The sequence below is a fragment of the Pseudomonas cyclaminis genome (assembly GCF_015163715.1).
Taxonomy (GTDB): domain Bacteria; phylum Pseudomonadota; class Gammaproteobacteria; order Pseudomonadales; family Pseudomonadaceae; genus Aquipseudomonas; species Aquipseudomonas cyclaminis.
Map to the genome: position 1 here is coordinate 1 of NZ_JADDUM010000117.1, position 19,934 is coordinate 19,934.

The 19,934-nt window shown below is 62.0% G+C and carries 15 protein-coding genes and 1 pseudogene; 8 read left to right on the top strand and 8 right to left on the bottom strand.

Annotated elements, in window-relative coordinates:
• Positions 1 to 193 precede the first annotated feature (193 nt).
• The 8 genes from IQK56_RS15855 to IQK56_RS15890 form a co-directional block, all read right to left on the bottom strand.
• On the bottom strand, positions 194 to 1,195 hold the full coding sequence (locus tag IQK56_RS15855; protein WP_150674806.1) for a response regulator: 1,002 nt from the start codon (positions 1,193 to 1,195) through the stop codon (positions 194 to 196).
• Between the two features lie 51 nt (positions 1,196 to 1,246).
• The gene (gene cheB / locus IQK56_RS15860; RefSeq protein WP_150674807.1) at positions 1,247 to 2,257 is read right to left on the bottom strand and encodes a chemotaxis response regulator protein-glutamate methylesterase; all 1,011 of its coding nucleotides are present in this window, start codon (positions 2,255 to 2,257) and stop codon (positions 1,247 to 1,249) included.
• Complete coding sequence (locus IQK56_RS15865) at positions 2,254 to 4,524, bottom strand: hybrid sensor histidine kinase/response regulator (RefSeq protein ID WP_193864126.1); 2,271 nt, start codon at positions 4,522 to 4,524, stop codon at positions 2,254 to 2,256. The genes cheB and IQK56_RS15865 overlap by 4 nt, the downstream gene beginning before the upstream one ends.
• On the bottom strand, positions 4,521 to 5,222 hold the full coding sequence (locus IQK56_RS15870; protein ID WP_193864127.1) for a chemotaxis protein CheW: 702 nt from the start codon (positions 5,220 to 5,222) through the stop codon (positions 4,521 to 4,523). Before IQK56_RS15870 ends, IQK56_RS15865 begins: the two co-directional genes overlap by 4 nt.
• The gene (locus IQK56_RS15875) at positions 5,219 to 6,475 is read right to left on the bottom strand and encodes a CheR family methyltransferase (RefSeq protein WP_193901752.1); all 1,257 of its coding nucleotides are present in this window, start codon (positions 6,473 to 6,475) and stop codon (positions 5,219 to 5,221) included. The genes IQK56_RS15870 and IQK56_RS15875 overlap by 4 nt, the downstream gene beginning before the upstream one ends.
• Entirely contained in the window at positions 6,472 to 6,984 is a 513-nt protein-coding gene (locus IQK56_RS15880; protein ID WP_122307263.1) for a chemotaxis protein CheW, read from the bottom strand. The genes IQK56_RS15875 and IQK56_RS15880 overlap by 4 nt, the downstream gene beginning before the upstream one ends.
• Positions 6,984 to 8,606 carry a methyl-accepting chemotaxis protein gene (locus tag IQK56_RS15885; RefSeq protein WP_122307262.1) on the bottom strand — a complete coding sequence of 541 codons (1,623 nt, stop codon included), beginning with the start codon at positions 8,604 to 8,606 and terminating at the stop codon, positions 6,984 to 6,986. Before IQK56_RS15885 ends, IQK56_RS15880 begins: the two co-directional genes overlap by 1 nt.
• Before the next feature lie 149 nt (positions 8,607 to 8,755).
• Entirely contained in the window at positions 8,756 to 9,466 is a 711-nt protein-coding gene (locus IQK56_RS15890) for a tellurite resistance TerB family protein (RefSeq protein WP_122307261.1), read from the bottom strand.
• Positions 9,467 to 9,656: 190 nt separating this feature from the next.
• Between IQK56_RS15890 and IQK56_RS15895 the strand changes: the two genes are divergently transcribed.
• The 8 genes and pseudogenes from IQK56_RS15895 to IQK56_RS15930 all read left to right on the top strand — a co-directional run bounded on the left by IQK56_RS15895 (position 9,657) and on the right by IQK56_RS15930 (position 19,678).
• Positions 9,657 to 10,568, top strand: a complete 912-nt coding sequence (locus tag IQK56_RS15895) for a LysR family transcriptional regulator (protein ID WP_150674811.1) — start codon at positions 9,657 to 9,659, stop codon at positions 10,566 to 10,568.
• Between the two features lie 132 nt (positions 10,569 to 10,700).
• A complete protein-coding gene (locus IQK56_RS15900; protein WP_183140508.1) occupies positions 10,701 to 12,158 on the top strand; it encodes a gamma-aminobutyraldehyde dehydrogenase in 1,458 nt (485 codons plus the stop codon).
• A 73-nt stretch (positions 12,159 to 12,231) separates the two neighbouring features.
• Positions 12,232 to 13,383, top strand: coding sequence for a putative ABC transporter substrate-binding protein YdcS (gene ydcS / locus IQK56_RS15905; protein WP_122307258.1), 1,152 nt, complete (start codon positions 12,232 to 12,234; stop codon positions 13,381 to 13,383).
• Between the two features lie 136 nt (positions 13,384 to 13,519).
• Positions 13,520 to 14,553: pseudogene (locus IQK56_RS15910) on the top strand (ABC transporter ATP-binding protein).
• Position 14,554: 1 nt separating this feature from the next.
• Positions 14,555 to 15,484 carry an ABC transporter permease gene (locus tag IQK56_RS15915; RefSeq protein ID WP_193864128.1) on the top strand — a complete coding sequence of 310 codons (930 nt, stop codon included), beginning with the start codon at positions 14,555 to 14,557 and terminating at the stop codon, positions 15,482 to 15,484.
• Entirely contained in the window at positions 15,474 to 16,298 is an 825-nt protein-coding gene (locus tag IQK56_RS15920) for an ABC transporter permease (protein WP_099583409.1), read from the top strand. Before IQK56_RS15915 ends, IQK56_RS15920 begins: the two co-directional genes overlap by 11 nt.
• Before the next feature lie 25 nt (positions 16,299 to 16,323).
• Entirely contained in the window at positions 16,324 to 17,748 is a 1,425-nt protein-coding gene (locus tag IQK56_RS15925) for a gamma-aminobutyraldehyde dehydrogenase (RefSeq protein WP_150674812.1), read from the top strand.
• A 67-nt stretch (positions 17,749 to 17,815) separates the two neighbouring features.
• Positions 17,816 to 19,678, top strand: a complete 1,863-nt coding sequence (locus IQK56_RS15930) for an NAD(P)-binding protein (RefSeq protein ID WP_193864129.1) — start codon at positions 17,816 to 17,818, stop codon at positions 19,676 to 19,678.
• The last annotated feature ends 256 nt before the right edge of the window (positions 19,679 to 19,934 follow it).

Here is a 19,934-nt window from a genome sequence, read left to right on the forward strand (position 1 = left end):
GCAACGATTCGACTTGCCCCCGATGGCGGTGTGTCAGCCATGCATGGGCTGACTGACCCATTGCTATCGGGAGCAAGCTCCCTCCCACATTTAGACGGAGTTCGCCTTAAGAACCCGGTCGGCTCTTAGGCCGCCGCGCTCTTGCTTTTGATCGCGAATCGCCCCGTCAACCAACATGTCGGAAATCCTCAGATCACTCAATCCCAACCTGATTGCGCCCATTATGCTTGGCCGTATACAACCCCTTGTCCGCCGCCATGATCAACTGGCGACAATCCGTACCCTGCACCGGCGTCATGGTCGACAGGCCGATGCTGATGGTCAGGCTGGAGCCTTCCGCCGGGGCAATATGCGGGATTTTCAGCGCGGCGACGGCCATGCGCAGCTTCTCAGCCACCAGTCGCGCCCCGCCAGGCGAGGTGTTTGGCAGCACCAGGGCAAACTCTTCCCCCCCGTAACGCGCCGGCAAATCCGAAGGGCGACTGCTGGCTTCACGAATGGTGGTGGCTACTTTGCGCAGGGCTTCGTCACCCTCGACATGGCCAAAGCTGTCGTTATAGGTCTTGAAGAAGTCCACATCGATCATCAACAACGACAACTGCGTCTGATCACGCATGGCCCGCCGCCATTCCAGCTCGAGGTATTCGTCGAAGTGGCGACGATTGGACAACCCGGTCAACCCATCGGAGTTCATCAACCGCTGCAACACAAGATTAGTGTCCAACAGTTGCTGCTGGCTGACCCGCAACGCGCGGTAGGCCGCATCCCGCTGCAACAGCGTCATGTACGACCGTGAGTGATAGCGAATACGCGCAACCAACTCGATGTTATCCGGCAGCTTGACCAAGTAATCATTGGCCCCCGCCGAAAACGCCGCGCTCTTGATCAGCGGGTCTTCCTTGGTCGAAAGCACAATGATCGGGATATTCGCCGTGGCCGGATGATTGCGGTATTCGCGCACCAAGGTCAGGCCATCGAGGCCGGGCATCACCAGATCCTGGAGGATTACCGTCGGTTTGATACGGATAGCCTGGGCAATCGCCTGGTGCGGATCGGCGCAGAAGTGGAAGTCGATGTTTTCTTCATGGGCCAGGCCGCGTCGCACCGCTTCACCGATCATGGCCTGGTCGTCTACCAGCAACACCATGGCGGCATTTTCGTCGGTCTTGATGTCGTCGATCTGTAAATCATTCATCTGCAGTCACCTGAATTACTACCTGCAAGCCAGCATCACGCAAGGTCATGTTCATTGTGCAAAGACCTCCAGCAATCGGGGCGCAATTCTGTCCAGTGGGCGAATTTCAACAGCAGCATCAATCGCCGCCGCCGCTTTGGGCATGCCATACACCGCCGAGCTCTGCTGATCCTGGGCGATGGTCAAATAACCTTGTTCACGCAATAACTTGAGGCCCTGGGCCCCGTCGCGTCCCATGCCGGTCAGCAGTACGCCGACGGCGTCGCCATTCCAGTGGCTGGCCACGCTTTCAAAGAACACGTCGATCGAAGGCCGGTAAATCTCGTTCACCGGTTCTGCGGTATAGGCTAGCGTGCCATTCTTCAATAGACGAATGTGGTGATTGGTGCCGGCCAGCAAGACCACGCCGCTTTGCGGCGGCTCGCCTTCGCGGGCCAGGCGCACCGGCAGCCCGGAAGCGCTGCTGAGCCATTCAGCCATGCCGGCGGCGAACACCTGATCCACATGCTGCACCAGCACAATGGCGGCGGGAAAGTCCCGGGGCAAACCCTTGAGCAGGATTTCCAGGGCAGCCGGGCCACCCGCCGACGAGCCGATAGCCACCAGGCTCTGGCGTTTGCCGGTGGTGCGCAATGATGTGGTTTCGGTGCGCACACGGCTGCCACGCTGGCCGATCAGCCAGCCGATGTTGAGGATTTTGCGCAACAGCGGCGCCGCCGCATCCTTGGGGTTGCCCACGCCGAGGGCCGGCGTGTCCACCACATCCAGGGCGCCGTGCCCCATGGCTTCGAACACCCGGCTCATATTGGCCTGGCGGTCGACGGTCACCAACAGGATCGCGCACGGCGTCTCGGCCATGATCTGCCGCGTGGCTTCCACGCCGTCCATCACCGGCATGATCAGGTCCATCAGGATCAGGTCCGGCGTCAGCTCAGCGCAGCGATGCACTGCGTCCAGGCCATTGCCGGCCACCCACACCACCTCGTGCGCGGGCTCGAAGCTCAAGGCACGGCGCAGCGCTTCGACTGCCAGGGGCATGTCATTGACGATGGCGATCTTCATGCCCGCGCGCCTCCGATCAGCTCCACCACGGCGTCCAACAATGCGTCGTCGTGGAAGCTGGCTTTGGCCAAGTAGTAATCGGCACCGGCGTCCAGCCCACGGCGACGGTCCTCTTCACGGTCTTTGTACGACACCACCATCACCGGCAACGATTGCAGGCGAGTATCACGGCGCAAGAGTGTGACCAATTCAATACCGTCCATGCGAGGCATATCAATGTCAGTGATCAGCAGGTCGAAGTCTTCGGAGCGCAAGGCGTTCCAGCCGTCCATGCCATCGACTGCAACGGCCACTTCGTACCCGCGATTAAGCAGCAATTTACGTTGCAACTCACGCACGGTGAGCGAGTCATCCACCACCAGCACGCGTTTGCGCGGCGCCTCGGTGACCTGCTGGCTGCGCCGGGCGATGCGTTCGAGGCGTCCGGTGTTGAGCAGCTTGTCCACCGAACGCAGCATGTCTTCCACGTCGACAATCAACACCACCGAGCCGTCATCCAGCAAGGCACCGGCGGAAATATCCTGGACCTTGCCCAGGCGGTCATCCAGCGGCAACACCACCAGGGTCCGCTCGCCGATGAAGCGCTCCACGGCGATACCGTACACCGCATCGCGCTCGCGGATCACCACCACTTTCAAGGTCTCGTCATTATTCTGCCCTGGCGGGCGCTGCAACAACTGGCTGGCGGCGACCAGGCCGACATGCCGGCCCTCGTGCCAGAAATGCTGGCGGCCTTCCAGTTGCACTATGTCGTTGGGGGCCAGGTCGCACATGCGTTCGATATGCGCCAGGGGGAATGCGTAGGCTTCTTCGCCGACTTCCACCACCAGGCTGCGCACCACCGACAAGGTCAGCGGCACCTCCAGATGGAAACGGCTGCCCTGCCCCGCCGTCTGCTCCAGCACCACCGCGCCGCGCAGTTGGCGGACCATATGCTGCACCGCATCCAGCCCGACCCCACGCCCGGACACTTCGGTGACCTTGTCCCGCAGGCTGAACCCCGGCAGGAACAGAAACGTGAGCAACTCCTCTTCACTGAGGGTCAGCACCGTCTCCAGAGTGGACAGATGCCGGTCGACGATGGTGCCGCGCAGGCGCTCCAGGTCGACGCCGTTGCCGTCGTCGCTCAGTTCCAGCACCAGTAAACCGGCCTGATGGGAGGCGCGCAGGCGGATCAAGCCTTCGGCGGGTTTACCGGCCAGCAGGCGCTGGTCAGGCATTTCGATGCCGTGGTCGACGGCATTGCGCAATAAATGGGTGAGTGGCGCTTCAAGTTTTTCCAATACGTCGCGGTCGACCTGGGTCTTTTCGCCCTCGATCTCCAGGCGCACTTGCTTGCCCAGGCTGCGGCCGAGGTCACGCACCATGCGCACCTGCCCGGCCAGCACATCGGCAAACGGACGCATGCGACAGGCCAGCGCGGTGTCGTAGAGCACCTGGGCGCGCTGCCCGGCCTGCCAGCCGAACTCATCCAGCTCGGCGGTTTTTTCCGCCAGCAGCGCCTGGGCTTCGCTCAGCAGGCGGCGGGTATCGGCCAGGGCTTCCTGGGCTTCGAGGTTCAGATCCAGAGTCTTGAGCTGGCCGTCCAGGGTATCCAGGGCGCGCACGCTCTGGCTTTGAATGCGTTTGAGGCGCTGCATGCTCGCCAGGTACGGCTTGAGCCGCTGGGTTTCCACCAGGGACTTGCTCGACAGGTCCAGCAGGCTGTTAAGCCGCTCGGCGGTCACGCGCAGTACACGCTCGCCGCCTTCGGTCATGCGTTTGCCCTGGCGCGGCGGATCGCTGGCCACGGGCGGCGCGGGTTCGGGTTCCGGCGGTAGCTCTTCAACCAATGGCGCCGGCACAGCAGGTGGCGGCGCGACCTTGGCGGTCGGCTGAGACGGGTCCAGCAGACGCTCCATCAACGCCACATAAGCTTCGATGTCCGCTGGCCCCACGGTGTTGCCCGGGGTGGCGATGCGCATCAGCAGGTCGGTGCCTTGCAGCAAGGCGTCGATATGTTCAGGTTGCAGGTACAGACGACTTTCCTGGGCGCTGACCAGGCAGTCCTCCATGACATGGGACACGCTGACCCCGGCGTCCACCCCCACGATGCGCGCCGCGCCCTTGAGCGAGTGGGCCGCACGCATGCAGGCTTCCAGTTGGTCGGCCTGGGTCGGGTTGCGCTCCAGGGCCAGCAAGCCCGCACTCAGCACCTGGGTCTGTGCATCGGCTTCCAGGCTGAACAGTTCCAGCAGCGAGGCATCGCGCATCTGGTCGGGGGTCATGTGAGGCTCCGGGTCACGGCGGACAACAATTGCGCCTCGTCCAGCCAACGCAGGCTGCGGCCCTTCCATTGCAACACACCCTGGGTGAACCGTGCGCTGGCCTGGGTGCCGGACGCCGACGCCGCCTGCAAGGTGCGCTCGTCGATAGCATGGATGCCGTCCACTTCGTCCACCGGCACCACCACCGGGCCATCCTGCGCGGCGATGATCAACATGCGCGGCATGATCCGCCCACCGCTGGCGCCATTGCCGGTGTTGTCCAGGCCGAGCAGTTCCACCAATGACAGGCACGCCACCAGCGCTCCCCGCACATTGGCCACGCCGAGCAAGGCGCGGGACCGCTGGTGCGGCAGCGAGTGAATCGGTTGCAACGGGGCCACTTCCACCAGGCAACGGGTAGCGATGCCCAACCATTCTTCGCCGAGACGGAACATCAGCAACGAGCGCGTGATGATCTCTTCGTCGACCTCAGCCGCAGCGGCCGGACGACGGTCGTCCTGCTGCAAGGCGTAGCGATCCAGCAAGCGCGTGGCGGCCGCCGAATACACCGCGCAGTTGCGGCAATGAATATGTTCCACCAGCAGCGGGCAGGACTTGTCGCCGTGGATACCGATGCGGTTCCAGCAGTCGTCGATGGCCTGGGTGTCGGCCAGGGTCAGGTCCAGGCCGGCGGTGTAGAGCGCGTCAGGGCTACTCATCGTTTGGACTCACTGTCTGCTCGCTCGCTGCGGGCGGCCCGCGCCTGCAAACGGCGCGCCCCCGCACTGTCGCCCTGGGATTCGAGCAACGCGGCCAGGTGCATCAAGGCCTGCGGATGCTGGGGTTCCAGGTACAAGGCTTTTCGATAAAAACCCTGGGCTTCCAGGGCGCTGCCGGCCACATCGCTGAGCAGCCCGAGCCAGTAGAACACTTGGGCGGCTGGCGGGTGGCTGTTCAAATACTGCTCGCAGGCGGCACGGGCCTCGGCACTCTTGCCTTCGTTGGCCAGGGTGGCGATACGACTGAGCAAGGTGCTCGCGTCGGAAGGCGGCGGGGCCTTGATCGGCACCACCTGGGCGCTGACGTTGCTGAATGGACGCGGCTTGACGGGCATCGGTGCCGCGATGCGCTGGGGCAGCGGCAGCGGCACGAACACCGGTTCAGGCTGGATCGGTTCGGCGTGCCGGCTGAAGGCAAAGGACTGCGGCACTCCAATCGAACGCATGCCGTGGCGTCCCAACAGGCTGCCCTCGGCCGGGCCGATAAACAGGACGCCGTCCACGTGGGTCAGGCCCTTGAGCACATCGAACACTTGTTTTTGGGTGGGCTGGTCGAAATAGATCAAAAGGTTGCGGCAAAACACGAAGTCATAGCTCGCTTCATTCGCCAGCAGCGTCGGGTCGAGCAGGTTACCGACTTGCAGGCGCACCTGCTCGCGCACGCGGTCGGCGATGTGGAACCCGTCGCCGCGTTCAATGAAGTGGCGGTCGCGAAAGGCGATATCGCTGCCGCGAAACGAGTTCTTGCCATACACGCCGCGCCGCGCACGCTCAACCGACAGCGGGCTGACGTCCAGGCCCAGCACCTTGAACTGGTGCGGCGCCAGACCCGCATCGAGCAAGGCCATGGCAATCGAATAGGGCTCTTCGCCAGTGGAACACGGCAGGCTGAGGATACGCAGTGCACGCATCTGCTTGATCTCGGCCAGACGGGCAATCGCCAATCGGGCCAGGGTCGCAAAGGATTCGGGGTAACGGAAAAACCAGGTCTCGGGGACGATCACCGCTTCGATCAGCGCTTGCTGCTCGTCGTGGGAGCTTTGCAGGTGCTGCCAGTATTCGCCTGGCGTTTGCGCCTGCACAGCCTGGCTGCGCTGGCGCACGGCGCGCTCGATGATGGCCTCGCCGACCGACGCGACGTCCAGGCCGATACGTTCTTTGAGGAAGGCGAAGAAGCGCGGGTCGTTGCTCATACGCTCAGCTCGGCAGAAAACAACAGGGCGCGCACGTCATCGGTGAGCACGTCATTCACGCCAATCCATTGCATCAAGCCCAAGGCATCCTCCCGCACAGGCCCCAGGTAGCGCGCCTGGGGGTTATCCAGGCCATAGGGCTGGAATTCGGCGGGGTCGCAGCGCAGGGTATCGGTGGCCTGTTCGAGGATCAGCCCCAGCCGGCGAGACTCGACCCAAGGTTGCGGCTGGTAATTGACCAGCACCAACCGCGTGCTGGTGCGAGCCTGCGCCGGCGTACCGAAGGTCAGCGCACTCAGGTCGATCACCGGCACCAACGCTGCGCGATGGGCAAAGATGCCAGCCACCCACGCGGGCGCATGGGCGATGGGCTTGAGCGGCAGGCGCGGCAGCACCTCGGCCACTTCGGTGGCCTTGAGGACATAACGTTCGCTACCGATGTGAAACACCAGGAACAACGCCTTTTTCGCTGCCGGGACGGCGCCGCGTTTAGCCGCGAGGTCGCTCATCAGACTTTGAAACGCGACACGCCGCTGCGCAGACCCACCGCAACCTGGCTCAGTTCATCAATCGCAAAGCTGGCCTGGCGCAGGGATTCCACGGTCTGGCTGCTGGCATCCCCCAGTTGCACCAGCGCATGGTTGATCTGCTCGGCGCCGGTGGCCTGGGCCTGCATGCCTTCGTTGACCATCAACACCCGCGGCGCCAGGGCCTGTACCTGATGGATGATCTGCGACAGTTGTTCGCCCACTTGCTGCACTTCGAACATGCCGCGGCGCACTTCTTCGGAGAACTTGTCCATGCCCATCACGCCAGCGGACACCGCCGACTGAATCTCGCGCACCATCTGCTCGATATCGTAGGTGGCCACGGCGGTCTGGTCGGCCAGGCGACGCACCTCGGTGGCGACCACGGCAAACCCGCGCCCGTATTCACCGGCCTTTTCAGCTTCGATGGCGGCGTTCAGGGACAGCAGGTTGGTCTGGTCGGCGACCTTGACGATGGTCACCACCACTTGGTTGATGTTGCCGGCCTTCTCATTGAGGATCGCCAGCTTGGCGTTCACCAGGTCGGCAGCGCCCATCACCGAGTGCATGGTTTCTTCCATGCGCGCCAGGCCTTGCTGGCCGGAACCGGCCGCCACCGAAGCCTGGTCGGCAGCGGTGGAGACTTCGGTCATGGTGCGCACCAGATCCTTGGACGTGGCGGCGATCTCCCGCGAAGTGGCGCCGATTTCGGTGGTCGTTGCCGCTGTTTCAGTGGCGGTGGCCTGTTGCTGCTTGGAGGTGGCGGCAATCTCGGTCACCGAGGTGGTGACCTGTACCGAAGAACGTTGCGCCTGGGAAACCAGGGCAGTGAGTTCGGTCATCATGTCGTTGAAGCCGGTTTCCACCGCACCGAATTCGTCCTTGCGCTCAAGGTTCAGGCGTTTGCTCAGATCGCCCGTGCGCATGGTGTCGAGGATTTCGACGATACGCTGCATCGGCGCCATGATTGCGCGCATCAGCAACAAGCCGCACAGGCCCGCGGCCAGGATGGCGATGATCAGCGACACGCCCATGCTGATCTTGGCCGACAGCACGGCGTCGTCAATGGCCGCGGTGGCACGGTCAGAGACGTTTTTATTCTCGGTAATAATGTCATTGAGCTTCATGCGACCTTCGGTCCAGATCGGCGTCAGTTGCTCTTCAAGCATTTCACGCGCAGCGGGCAGGTCATTGTTCTGGACGCGGTCCAGCACTTGCTCAAGGACCTTGTTGTAATTGATGTGGGCGGCCTTGAAGTTATCGAATTCCATGCGGTCAGCCTGGCTGTGCACGGTTTTTTCGTAATTGGCCATCTGCTGCTCGATGCGCGCTTCGAAGGCCTTGTAGTCGTTCTTGTCGGTGTTGGTGAAGGTTTTATCCTCACGCAGACCAATGATATCGATGGTCTGCAGATAACTGTCGACCCACGCACTGCGGATCATGGAACTGAGGTAAACCCCTGGCACCGCATCGTCCCGGACGGCTTCCTGGCTGACTTCAATCTTCAGCAACCGTGAATAGGAGACCACGACCATTAACAGCATGATGGCGATAATGACCGCAAAACTTGCCAGGATGCGTTGGCGCAAGGTCCAGTTCTTCACAGTATTTCCTCGAAGGGCCATTCAAATGGAGGGGAGTATAGCTGAGCAGAAGGCCTCATTAATCAACGGGTTTTGATGTAGCCCCCACAGAATGCAAAAACACCCTGGGGCATGGCGCCAGCCAGGGTGTTTTATCTATACAGGCAGGATCAGAGGGTCGCTTGGCGGACCTGCTTTTCCAGCTCCAGCTTCAAGCCAGGCTCCAGTTTCAGTTGGCGGGCCAATTCGTCCAGATATGCCTTTTCCATGAAATTTTCTTCGTCTACCAGCATCACGCTGGCGATGTACATTTCGGCAGCCATTTCCGGGGTGCTTGCCGCACGGGCGACATCGGCCGGGTCCAGGGGTTTGTTCAGCTCGGCGTGCAGCCAGTTGTGCAGTTCACGGTCATTATCCAGCTTGGTGAACTCGCCCTCGATCAGCTCACGCTCGCGCTCGTCCACATGGCCGTCGGCCTTGGCTGCCGCAACCAGCGCCTTGAGAATGCCTTGGCTGTGCTGCTCGACCTGGGCCGGTGGCAGGCGGTCGATGGTCTGCGGCTCGCCCTTGGGCGCATTGGCTTGATTGGCCTGCCAGTTGCCATAAGCCTTGTAGGCAATCACGCCCAATGCGGCCAGCCCGCCGTAGGTCAGGGCTTTACCGCCGAATTTGCGCGCCTTCTTGTTGCCCAGCAACAGGCCCATGGCCCCCGCCGCCAAGGCGCCACCACCGGCACCGCCAAGCAGGCTGCCCAACCCACCACCGCCCAGCAGTCCGCCCAAGGCGCCTTTATCGTCCTGCTTGCGTTGGCCGCCAGCCTTGTTTTGCAACATGTCCTGGCCGGACTTGAGCAACTGATCGAGCAATCCACGGGTATTCATTCGTAGCCTCCAGACACTGGGTTCATAGGACCAATAGGCCCCCAGCGTAAAACTAAGTGCCAAAAAGCCCCGATCTAGAGTGCTTCCAGATGTAACGCCACGCTTGCAGCTTGAAGCTTGCAACTGCCCTTCGCTTAAATCGATATACACTCGAATAAATCGATAAAAACACCCCACTGGTAATTCCAGCATGATGACCTTGCGTCAAATCCGGCACTTTATCGCCGTGGCCGAGACCGGCTCAATCTCCGCCGCCGCGCAGACCGCGTTTATTTCCCAGTCGACCCTGACCCTGGCGATCCAGCAATTGGAACAGGAAATCGGCGTCAACCTGTTCAACCGCCACGCCAAGGGCATGACCCTGACCCACCAGGGCCACCAGTTCCTGCGCCAGGCGCACTTGATCCTCGCCACGGTGGACAACGCCAAGCGCAGCCTGCAACAAAGCACCGACCAGGTCGCCGGCCAATTGATCATCGGCGTGACCAGCCTGGTTGCCGGCTATTACCTGGCGGATTTGCTCACCCGCTTCCAGCGCGCCTACCCCAACGTGGAAATCCGGGTAATGGAGGACGAGCGCCCGTATATCGAACACCTGCTGGTCAGCGGCGAGATCGATGTCGGCGTGCTGATCCTTTCCAACCTGGAAGACCGCCATGCCCTGCAGACCGAAGTGCTTACTCACTCGCCCCACCGCCTGTGGCTGCCGGCGCAGCATCCGCTGCTGGAACACGACAGCATCAACCTTGCCGATGTCGCACGCGAGCCGCTGATCCAGCTGAATGTCGATGAAATGGGCCACAACGCCCAGCGCATGTGGGCCAGCGCCGGACTACAACCACGCGTCACATTACGCACCGCATCGACGGAAGCCGTCCGAAGCCTGGTGGCGGCGGGCCTGGGCGTGTCGATCCAGCCGGACATGACCTACCGCCCATGGTCCCTGGAGGGCGACATTATTGAGGCGCGGCCGATTGCGGATCTCAGCCAGACCCTCGACGTGGGCCTGGCGTGGCGCCGTGGCACGGCGCGACCGGCACTGGTAGACCCGTTCCTCACCGTCGCCCGGGAACAGCCCCATCCACGCAAGCCATCTATTTAATCGAATGCTGCATTCAGTATTTAGTATTTGTTGACCTCGCGCCTGACCTCTAGTCTCTGTGCATCCATAAGAGAAAGGTCAGGCCCTCGTAAGAGAACGCCCATGGCCACACAAGAAAAGAGATCGCGAAAAATGTCTGGCGCGCCCACCCCGTTGCTTACTGCGTTGCTGATTGACGGCGAACTGGTCCACGGCCAGGGTTTTGCCGAGCCGATCCTCAACCCGGCCACCGGTGAAGTGCTCACTCAGATTGCCGAAGCCAGCACCGAGCAGGTCGAAAGCGCGATCCTGGCCGCCCACCGTGCATTTGCCGGCTGGTCGCGGACCACGCCGCAGCAACGCTCGAACATTCTGCTGGGCATCGCCGATGCCATCGAAAAACAAGCCGACTACCTGGCCCGCCTGGAATCCCTGAACTGCGGCAAGCCGTTGCATCTGGCGCGTCAGGATGACTTGAGCGCCACCGTCGACGTGTTCCGCTTCTTCGCCGGGGCCGTGCGCTGCCAGACCGGGCAACTGAGCGGCGAATACCTGCCGGGCTATACCAGCATGGTGCGACGCGATCCGATTGGCGTCGTCGCCTCCATTGCGCCGTGGAACTACCCATTGATGATGGCTGCGTGGAAGATCGCGCCCGCCCTGGCTGCCGGGAATACCCTGGTGTTCAAGCCGTCGGAACACACGCCGCTGTCGATCCTCGCATTGGCGCCTGTGCTGAAGGACTTGTTACCACGCGGTGTCATCAACATCCTGTGTGGCGGCGGCGAAGGCGTGGGCAGCCATCTGGTCAGCCACGCGAAAGTGCGCATGGTGTCCCTGACCGGCGATATCGTCACCGGGCAAAAAATCCTGCAGGCCGCGTCGAAAACCCTGAAGCGCACACACCTGGAACTGGGCGGCAAGGCGCCGGTGATCGTGTGCAACGACGCCGACCTGCAAGCCGTGGTCGAAGGCGTGCGCGCCTACGGTTATTACAACGCCGGCCAGGATTGCACCGCCGCCTGCCGCATCTATGCCCAGGCAGGGATTCACGACAAGCTGGTCGCCGACCTTGGCGCAGCGGTCAGCAGCCTGCGCTTTGCCGGCAAGCGCGATGCGGACAACGAACTGGGCCCGCTGATCAGCACGCGCCAGCGCGACCGCGTGGCCAGTTTTGTCGAGCGCGCCCTCGGCCAGCCCCATATCGAACGCGTGACCGGCGCCGCCGTGCATTCCGGCGCGGGCTTCTATTACCAGCCAACGTTGCTCGCCGGCTGTAAACAGAATGATGAGATTGTGCAGCGCGAAGTGTTTGGTCCCGTGGTCACGGTGACCCGCTTCGACGAACTGGAACAGGCCGTGGACTGGGCCAACGACTCCGAGTATGGCCTGGCCTCCTCCGTATGGACCCAAAACCTGGACAAAGCCATGCAGGTGGCAGCGCGCCTGCAATACGGCTGCACCTGGATCAACAGCCATTTCATGCTGGTCAGCGAAATGCCCCACGGCGGCTTGAAGCGCTCGGGGTATGGGAAAGATCTGTCCAGCGATTCGCTACAGGACTACAGCGTGGTGCGCCACATCATGGCCCGCCACGGCCAACATCTTTAAAACAACAACTAAGCTTCTGCGTCACCGGTTGCACACAACTGCCCCGACCATAATTAAAGAAGAGGGAACCCCCATGTCCGCGCACAAGACCGCACTGCTCAGTGCCTTGACCACCGCGCTGCTGGCCAGCGTCAGCATTCAGGCCGCCGAACCGCTCAAGGCGGTAGGCGCCGGTGAAGGCCAGCTGGATATCGTCGCCTGGCCTGGCTATATCGAACGTGGCGAAAGCGACAAGGCCTACGACTGGGTCACTGGTTTTGAGAAGGAAACCGGCTGCAAGGTCAATGTGAAAACCGCCGCCACCTCTGACGAAATGGTCAGCCTGATGGCCAAGGGCGGGTATGACCTGGTCACTGCGTCGGGCGATGCGTCGCTGCGGCTGATCGTCGGTAAGCGTGTGCAGCCGATCAACACCGCGCTGATCCCCAACTGGAAGCACATCGACCCACGTCTTAAAGATGCGCCATGGTACGTGGTCGGCCAGCAGACCTACGGCACCCCGTACCAGTGGGGCCCGAACGTGCTGATGTACAACACCAACGTGTTCAAGACCGCGCCCACCAGTTGGGACGTGCTGTTCAACGCCCAGAACCTGCCGGACGGCAAACCGAACAAAGGCCGCGTGCAGGCGTATGACGGCCCGATCTACATCGCCGATGCGGCGCTGTACCTCAAATCGACCAAGCCGGAATTGGGCATCCAGAGCCCGTACGAATTGACCGAAACCCAGTACAAAGCCGTGCTCGACCTGTTGCGCGCCCAGCAACCGTTGATCCACCGCTACTGGCACGACACCACCGTGCAAATGAGTGACTTCAAGAACGAAGGCGTGGTGGCCTCCAGCGCCTGGCCGTATCAGGTCAACGGGTTGGTCAACGAGAAACAGCCGATTGCCTCGACCATCCCCAAGGAAGGCGCCACCGGCTGGGCCGACACCACCATGTTGCACAGTGAAGCCAAGCATCCGAACTGCGCCTACAAGTGGATGGACTGGTCGCTGCAGCCCAAGGTCCAGGGCGACGTTGCGGCGTGGTTCGGCTCGCTGCCGGCGGTGCCTGCGGCCTGTAAGGAAAGCGAACTGCTGGGTGCCGAAGGGTGCAAGACCAACGGGTTCGACCAGTTCGACAAGATCGCCTTCTGGAAAACCCCGCAGGCTGAAGGCGGCAAGTTCGTGCCGTACAGCCGCTGGACCCAGGATTACATCGCGATCATGGGCGGCAGGTAAGTCTTCCTGACAACCTCGGTCCCCTGTGGGAGGGGGCAAGCCCCCTCCCACACCGACCGTATATACATCTGTAGTTTTGTTCAGAAGTCCAGACCGGGCCGCTGCGACGGCCCATGCTTTTTTGGAGCACCGCACCATGACGCTTGCAGTCCAATTCACCCACGTTTCCCGTCAGTTCGGCGAAGTGAAAGCCGTTGACCGGGTTTCCATCGATATCCAGGACGGCGAGTTCTTTTCCATGCTCGGCCCTTCCGGCTCGGGCAAGACCACTTGCCTGCGCCTGATCGCCGGGTTCGAGCAGCCGAGCGCAGGCTCGATCCGGATTCATGGCGAGGAGGCCGCCGGCCTGCCGCCGTATCAGCGTGATGTAAACACCGTGTTCCAGGATTACGCGCTGTTCCCCCATATGAACGTGCGCGACAACGTGGCCTACGGCCTCAAGGTCAAAGGCGTGGGCAAGACCGAACGGCTGAACCGCGCCGAAGAAGCCTTGGGCATGGTCGCCCTCGGCGGTTATGGCGAGCGCAAGCCGGTGCAACTTTCGGGCGGTCAACGCCAGCGTGTGGCCCTGGCCCGTGCCCTGGTCAATCGCCCCCGCGTGTTGCTGCTCGACGAACCGCTGGGCGCCCTCGACCTCAAGCTGCGCGAGCAGATGCAAAGCGAGCTGAAAAAGCTGCAACGCCAGTTGGGCATCACCTTCATCTTCGTCACCCATGACCAGACTGAAGCCCTGTCGATGTCCGACCGCGTGGCGGTGTTCAACAAAGGCCGCATCGAGCAGGTCGACACCCCGCGCAACCTGTACATGAAACCGGCCACCGCGTTCGTCGCCGAATTCGTCGGCACCTCCAACGTGATTCGCGGCGAGCTGGCCCAGCGCCTCAGCGGCAGCGCGCAACCGTTTTCGATCCGCCCGGAACACGTGCGGTTTGCCGAAGGCCCGCTGGGTGCAGGCGAAGTGGAAGTCAGCGGACTGCTGCATGACATCCAGTACCAGGGCAGCGCCACCCGTTATGAACTGAAACTGGAAAACGGCCAGGCGCTGAACATCAGCCAGGCCAACAACCAGTGGCTGGACATCAGCAGCGGCCATCAGGTCGCCAGCCGATCACTGCGCGCTGGGCGCGGGAAGCCATGACGCCGCTGACCGACACTGCAGGCGAGGTGTGACATGAGCCTGGCCCTTTCCCATCCGCCGATGCGCAGGTTCTCCAACCTGCTGTACCGCAAGCCCAACCTCTACCTGGCCATGCTGCTGATACCGCCGCTGATCTGGTTCGGCGCGATCTACCTCGGCTCGTTGCTGACCCTGCTGTGGCAAGGTTTCTACACCTTCGACGACTTCACCATGGCGGTCACGCCGGACCTGACCCTGGCCAACTTCGCCGCGCTGTTCCAGCCGTCGAACTTCGACATCATCCTGCGCACCCTGAGCATGGCGATTGTTGTGTCAATCGCCAGCGCCATCGTGGCCTTCCCGATTGCCTACTACATGGCGCGCTACACCACGGGCAAGACCAAGGCGTTCTTCTACATCGCGGTGATGATGCCGATGTGGGCCAGCTATATCGTCAAGGCCTACGCCTGGACCTTGCTGCTGGCCAAGGGCGGCGTGGCGCAATGGTTTGTGCAGCACCTGGGCCTGGAGCCGGTGTTGCAGTTCGTGCTGGGCATTCCCGGCGTGGGCGGCAGCACCTTGAGCACCTCGCATTTGGGGCGGTTCATGGTGTTCGTCTATATCTGGCTGCCGTTCATGATTTTGCCGATCCAGGCATCCCTGGAGCGTTTGCCGCCGTCGTTGCTGCAAGCCTCCGCGGATCTGGGCGCCAAGCCGCGCCAGACATTTATGCAGGTAATTCTGCCGCTGTCGATTCCGGGGATTGCGGCCGGGTCGATCTTCACCTTTTCGCTGACCCTGGGCGATTTCATCGTGCCGCAACTGGTGGGCCCGCCGGGTTATTTCGTCGGCGGCATGGTCTACGCGCAACAAGGCGCCATCGGCAATATGCCCATGGCCGCGGCGTTCACCCTGGTGCCCATCGTGCTGATTGCGTTGTACCTGTCCATCGTCAAACGCCTGGGGGCCTTCGATGCACTCTGACTCTTCACCTCAAATGCAGTCATCAATAGGCTTGAAGATCGCTGCCTGGGGCGGGTTGGTGTTTCTGCACTTCCCGATCCTGATCATCTTCCTCTATGCCTTCAACACCGAAGAAGCCGCGTTCAGCTTTCCGCCTCAGGGCTTCACGTTGAAGTGGTTCAGCGTGGCGTTTGCCCGACCGGACGTGCTGGAGTCGATCAAACTGTCGCTGCAGATCGCCGCCATCGCCACCCTGATCGCCATGGTGCTCGGCACCCTCGCGTCGGCGGCGCTGTATCGCCGTGAGTTCTTTGGCAAGCAAGGCGTGTCGCTGATGCTGATCCTGCCGATTGCGCTGCCGGGGATCATCACCGGTATCGCGCTGCTGGCGACCTTCAAGACACTGGGCATCGAGCCTGGGATGTTCACCATCATCGTCGGCCACGCGACGTTCTGCGTAGTGATCGTCTACAACAACGTCATCGCCCGTTTGCGCCGCACCTCCCACAGCCTGATCGAAGCCTCGATGGACCTGGGCGCCGACGGTTGGCAGACCTTCCGCTACATCATCATGCCCAACCTGGGCTCGGCGCTGCTGGCCGGCGGCATGCTCGCCTTTGCGCTGTCGTTCGACGAAATCATCGTCACCACCTTCACCGCTGGCCACGAGCGCACCTTGCCGCTGTGGTTGCTCAACCAGCTCAGTCGCCCTCGGGATGTGCCGGTGACCAACGTGGTGGCGATGCTGGTGATGCTGGTCACGATGTTCCCGATTCTCGGTGCCTATTACCTGACACGCGGCGGTGAAAGCGTGGCAGGGAGTGGCGGTAAATAACACTCGTTTTCTGGAGGACTGAACCATGCAAACCAAACTGCTGATCAACGGCCACCTGGTCGAAGGCGAAGGCCCGGCCCAGGCCATCTTCAACCCGGCATTGGGCCGGGTGCTGGTGGAAATCAACGAAGCCAGCGAAGCCCAGGTCGACGCGGCCGTGCGTGCTGCCGATGCCGCCTTTGAAAGCTGGTCGCAAACCGCGCCGAAGGACCGCTCCCTGCTGCTGCTGAAACTGGCCGACGCAATCGAAACCCACGGCGAAGAGTTGGCCAAGCTGGAATCGGACAACTGCGGCAAACCCTACAGCGCGGCGCTGAATGACGAGATTCCGGCGATTGCCGATGTGTTCCGCTTCTTCGCCGGCGCCAGCCGTTGCATGAGCGGCTCGGCCGGCGGCGAATACCTGCCCGGCCACACGTCAATGATCCGCCGCGATCCGGTGGGCGTGATCGCCTCCATCGCGCCGTGGAATTACCCGCTGATGATGGTCGCCTGGAAAATCGCCCCCGCCCTTGCCGCGGGTAATACCGTGGTGCTCAAGCCGTCAGAGCAAACCCCGCTGACCGCGTTGCGTATGGTTGAACTGGCGTCGGAGATTTTCCCGGCCGGTGTACTCAACCTGGTGTTCGGTCGTGGGCCAACCGTAGGCAGCCCGCTGGTGAACCACCCGAAGGTGCGCATGGTGTCGCTGACCGGCTCCATCGCCACCGGCGCGAATATCATTTCCAGCACGGCCGACAGCGTGAAGCGCATGCACATGGAGCTGGGTGGCAAGGCGCCGGTGATCATCTTCAACGACGCGGACATCGAGGCCGCCGTGGAAGGCATCCGCACCTTCGGCTTCTATAACGCCGGCCAGGACTGCACGGCGGCGTGTCGCATTTACGCCCAGGCAGATATCTACGATGCATTTGTCGAGAAGCTCGGTGCAGCCGTCGCCAGCATCAAATATGGCTTGCAGGATGACCCGGCCACCGAGCTGGGCCCATTGATCACCGCACAGCATCGCGACCGTGTCGCCGGGTTTGTCGAGCGTGCCGTGGCGCAGCCGCATATCCGCCTGGTGACGGGGGGCAAGGCGGTGGAAGGCAACGGGTTCTTCTTCGAACCGACGGTACTGGCCGATGCGCAGCAGGACGACGAAATCGTGCGCCGCGAGGTGTTCGGGCCGGTGGTGTCGGTGACCAGGTTCACCGACGAAGCGCAGGTATTGGGCTGGGCCAATGATTCGGACTATGGCCTGGCATCGTCCGTATGGACCGCCGATGTAGGCCGCGCCCACCGTTTGGCCGCGCGTTTGCAGTATGGCTGCACGTGGGTGAATACCCACTTCATGCTGGTCAGCGAAATGCCCCATGGTGGTCAGAAACTGTCGGGGTACGGCAAGGACATGTCCATGTACGGGCTGGAGGACTACACCACGGTTCGCCATGTGATGTTCAAGCACTGATCGAGCGCCCCCCGGCACCTGCATTGGGTGCCGGGCCCAACAACAATAAAATCTCAGGTTGCCCCCCATGGACATCACCCGCCGCGACTTCCTCAACGGCGTCGCCATTACTGTTGCCGCAGGCATGACCCCGCTGCAACTGCTCCAGGCCGCACCGGATGGCCGCTATTACCCCCCTGCCCTCACTGGCCTGCGCGGCAGCCATGTCGGCTCGTTCGAAGTGGCGCACCAGATGGGCTGGGAAAAGAAGGTGTTCGACACCGAGAAACTGCCGATCACCGAGGATTACGACCTGGTGGTGGTCGGCGGTGGCTTGAGTGGTTTGTCGGCGGCGTGGTTCTACCGGGAGAAGCACCCGAAGGCGAAGATCCTGATCCTGGAAAACCACGACGACTTCGGCGGCCACGCCAAGCGCAATGAATTCCAGGCCGGTGGTCGCATGATCATCGGTTACGGCGGCAGCGAGGCGTTGCAATCGCCGAACCATCTGTACAGCAAGGAAGTGAACGGGCTGCTGAAGAAGCTCGGCGTCACTATCAAGCGCTTCGAAACCGCCTTCGACCGCCAGTTCTACCCCAACCTGGGCCTGTCGCGCGGGGTGTTTTTCGACAAGGAAAACTTCGGCGAAGACAAACTGGTGACCGGTGACCCGACGCCCATGGTGGCTGATGACATTGCGCCAGACCAACTGCATGCGCGGTCCATCCGCGAGTTCATCAATGACTTTCCTCTGCCGGCAACAGACCGCCAGGCGTTGATCGACCTGCACACGGCGCCCAAGGATTACCTGCCGGGTAAAACAGCCGAAGAAAAGGCCGACTACCTGGCGGCCACCAGCTACCGCAATTTCCTGCTCAAGGACGTAGGGTTATCGGAAGGCGCGGTGAAGTACTTCCAGAGCCGAACCAATGATTTCATGGCACTGAGCATTGATGCCGTGGCAGCGGCCGATGCCTATAGCGTTGGTTTCCCAGGCTTTGCGGGCATGAACCTGGCGCCAATCAGCGAAGAAGCCGCAGCGGAAATGGAAGAGCCCTACATCTACCACTTCCCGGATGGCAATGCCTCAGTGGCGCGGTTGCTGGTGCGCAGCCTGATACCCGGCGTGGCGCCGGGGCACACCATGGACGATATCGTGCTGGCCACCTTTGATTACGCCAGGCTCGACCAGCCCAAGGCGCCGGTACGGCTGCGCTTGAACAGCACGGCCGTCAGCGTGCGTAACGTCGACGGCGGCGTGCATATCGGCTACAGCCGCGGCGGCCAACTGGCCCAGGTGCGCGGCAAGCGCTGCATCCTGGCGTGCTACAACATGATGATTCCGTACCTGCTCAAAGACCTGCCAGCGCCCCAGGCCCATGCACTCAGTCAGAACGTGAAATACCCGCTGGTGTACACCAAGGTGGTAATCCGCAATTGGCAGTCGTTCCAGAAACTGGGGGTACATGAGATTTATGCGGCGACCCAACCGTACAGCCGCATCAAACTGGACTACCCGGTGAGCATGGGCGGCTACGATCATCCACGCGACCCGACGCAGCCGATTGGGCTGCACATGGTCTATGTGCCCACCAGCCCCAACAGCGGCATGAACGCCCGCGACCAAGCCCGCGCCGGCCGCGGCAAGCTGTATGGGCAGACGTTCGAACAATTGGAAGCGCAATTGCGTGACCAGTTGCAACGCATGCTCGGGCCGGGTGGATTCAAGCATGAGACGGATATTCTGGCGATCACGGTCAACCGCTGGTCACATGGTTATGCGAGCTTCTCCAACAGCTTGTTCGATGACGCCGATGAGAACGAAGCGTTGATGAATTTGGCGCGCAAGCCTGTAGGGCATGTGAGCATCGCCAACTCGGATGCGGCGTGGAGCGCGTATGCCCATGCGGCGATTGACGAGGCGTACCGGGCAGTAGGCGAAATAGCCTGAAAGACGCTCTGACAAGCACTGCAATGTGGGAGGCCCCACTACCTCTTCGACGTAGCGCTGTCGCGCAGCAAACTGGGCGCGCCTACGAAATCTGCGGCTCAATAAGTCTGCTTCACGCGGTTTGAGTGTGGGAGGGGCGGTGCGACGATTCGACTTGCCCCCGATGGCGATGGGTCTGAGTACATATCCGTTGTTTAGGTAACGGCCACCTAGGGTTCCGCTTTTACAGCGGCTCACTTTTTGGAAGAGCCCAAAA